Source organism: Bacillota bacterium (genome assembly GCA_040754675.1).
GTDB lineage: Bacteria > Bacillota > Limnochordia > Limnochordales > Geochordaceae > Geochorda.
In genome coordinates this window covers 1-2,780 of sequence record JBFMCJ010000530.1, presented here as the reverse complement: position 1 = coordinate 2,780, position 2,780 = coordinate 1, and the positions used below count along the sequence as shown (strand labels likewise).

Below are 2,780 nucleotides of genomic sequence, written 5' to 3'. Positions count from 1 at the left end.
TTGGGTTTGTGACAAAGCCGGACGAGCCCGGGGAGCCCCAACGGCGACCCGAGAAGCTGTTCAGCAGCCGCCCGTTCTTCATCGGCCTCGCCGGACGGGATCGCGGCTACGTAAACGTGCCGGCGGGACAACCACTCATTCGTCTCACAAAGGCCTGCCCGGGCAAGATGGCTGTCATTTGTGAGGGACACCGTGGACAGGGATTCTTCATTTGCCTCCGGTGCGGCGCAGGCTTCCGCAAACGCGAGACGTCGCACAGGACGCCCCAAGGGGCTGAGTGTTCCGGCCACCTGGAGTCGGTCGCACTCGGGCACGAATTTATCACGGACATAGTACGGCTGGACTTCCTGCACCACCCATCCTTCCCGGTATGGGATCCCATGTGGTTTGCTTACTCCCTGGCGTACGCACTTGCCGGTGCAGCCAGCGACACGCTTGAGGTGCCATCCACGGACCTTAGCGCTACCGTCGGATACCCAGAAGCTGAGGGGCTGCCTCCCATCATCTTGTACGATAACGCACCTGGAGGAGCGGCGCTGGTGGCGCGGCTGGAGGAAGAGGACACGTTGCGCGCGTGCCTGGAAGCGGCCCGCGCTCGGGTGGACGGTGCATGTGGCTGCGGGGAGGACGACAGTTGCTACGGTTGCCTGCGCAGCTACTCGAATCAGTTTGCCCACACCCGCCTCCGCCGCGGCCCCGTTCACCAGTTCCTGACTGAACTGCTGGACCTCTGGGCGGGGACAACCCCCTAGCCCGGTATCTGCCCGATGCTCGGCGGGTCCCTGTGTGAGGGGTGGCCGCAATGGACGCCCAAACCCTGCTCGTGTACGAATCGCGTGCAGCGGAGTTCTGTGCACGCTACCGTGCCACCGAACCGCGAGCCCTATACGGGTTGATCGAGGGCTTCTTCCTCCGAGGCCCCCCCACCGCGGACGTCGGCTGCGGCAGCGGGCGGGACGTCGCCTGGCTCTCGCGCAACGGCTTTCCCTGCGTCGGCTATGACGGGTCCCCCGCCATGATTGCCGAAGCGCGCAACGCGTACCCTGGCATCGACGTACGACAGGCCCTCCTGCCGGACCTCGCCGGGGTCGAGGATGGAGGCTTTGCTAACGTTCTTTGTTCAGCCACCATCATGCATCTTCCGCAGGAGGATCTCATCGGTGCCGTGCTGAACCTGGCACGCATTCTCGCCCCGGGCGGCCGGCTCATATTGACCTACCGGGCATCACGGACGTCCGGCGAGCGCGAGCCCGACGGTCGCCTTTTCGCCAGCATCCCGGCGGGCAGGATGACCCTCCTCCTGGAATCAGCCGGCTTTGGCGACACGTTACACCTCGAACTGCCGGACACAGAGAGCAGCACCCGGTGGCATACCTTCCTGGCCCGTAAGGGCCCGCAGGAGCACACGACCGCGCTGGGTCGGATCTGGAGGGTACTTGCATACGAGCACAAGACCGCAACCTACAAGCCGGCCTTGATCCGTGCTCTCTCCTCCATCGCACGGCAACAGGCTCACCTCGCGGTCTGGGGGAAGCAGGAGGTGTTCGTACCCCTGTGGGCCGTCGCCGGGGAGTGGCTGATATACTATTGGCCGATCGTGAACGCCCCGATGTTCACGGCCCAGTTGCTGGGCGAGACGTCCGGCAGTAAACAACTCCGCGTCCGCCGGGCAATCCGGCGGTTGGCACAACGGTTCGGCCAGGACGCGGGCGCCCTCTATTCGCTGCTAAGCGCCATGGACGAAGAGCCTGAGAGCTTCCGGGGCGAACTGGCCGCCATAGCCGCGGCAATCCGCGAGGGGCCCGTCCGCTATGCCGGGGCAGGCTCCGCCCTCTTTAGGTATGAGCGGGAGGTCCGTGGCCTGCCGCCGCATACACGGCGGGGTGAAGGAGACCTGGGCTGGGTGGTGGTCCCCCAGGACGTTTGGCTGGACCTGACCCGGTTTGGCCACTGGATTGAGCAGAGCGCAGTGGCCCGGTGGGCGGAACTCAGTGCGCGGATGACGTCAGCGGGCCCGGAAGGGCTAAGCGAGGCTGCCCTCGGCACGGCGATGCGCCACCTGCTGGCACCAGACGAGCATGCCGTCCGGGAAACACGCGAGCTGCTGCTCTCCTCGGGCATCAACATCCACTGCGTGTGGACCGGCCGGGAACTCGGGCAGTCCTTCCGTGTTGACCACGTTATCCCGCGCACGGCCTGGCGCAGCGACGACCTGTGGAACGCTGTCCCCTGCTTGCCCGACCCACCTGGGTTTGGCAAGGGAAATGTGTACCAGTGTGGTCATGGGCCCGTTGCCGAACTCGGTTGGCGTCGCGTCATACCAAACCAAGCCAGCCCGCTGCCGTCTTGTGGGGTAGCCGGCGATCCCCCTTGGCTCTCTCGCTCACGCAACCAGTGCGAGCCGCTCTTGCTGTCCAATTGAGCGCAAAGCGACGACCGAACTCTCCCGCTTGCTGAACCGGGCCACGACGAGCTGGTAGATGTTGTGTGCACACGCCGCGAGCAGCGCCTGGATCGTCACCGCCCGGTTCCCCCTGTAGTGGGCCCGCGACAGCGAGCGGTTGTTCTTGAGATCCGCATTCACGGTCTCCACCCAGCACTTCCTCAGTGCCATCGCCCGCCTGCCCCTCGGGGTCCCGAGCACCGCCAGCGCAGATGCAATGGTGTCCGATATCCTGCTGATCCCGGCTCTCTGTGCACCACACTGCGGCTGCAGCTCGCAGCCCCGGCAAGCATACCGGTGAGTTCTGTAACGCACCGTTTCCCCCAGCCGCTGAACT

The 2,780-nt window shown here is 65.5% G+C and carries 3 protein-coding genes; 2 read left to right on the top strand and 1 reads right to left on the bottom strand.

What is annotated here, in order from left to right:
- Both AB1609_20290 and AB1609_20285 read left to right on the top strand, forming a co-directional pair.
- A partial coding sequence (locus AB1609_20290) for a DUF1998 domain-containing protein (protein ID MEW6048783.1) occupies nucleotides 1-752 on the top strand: 752 nt, incomplete at its 5' end.
- A 50-nt stretch (nucleotides 753-802) separates the two neighbouring features.
- Nucleotides 803-2,422: a class I SAM-dependent methyltransferase gene (locus tag AB1609_20285; protein MEW6048782.1), complete on the top strand. Its 1,620-nt coding sequence runs from the start codon at nucleotides 803-805 to the stop codon at nucleotides 2,420-2,422.
- Here AB1609_20285 and AB1609_20280 read toward each other — a convergent pair.
- Nucleotides 2,384-2,780: transposase (locus tag AB1609_20280; protein MEW6048781.1), on the bottom strand; the 397-nt coding region annotated here is incomplete at its 5' end. The two genes, AB1609_20285 and AB1609_20280, sit on opposite strands and share 39 nt — an antisense overlap.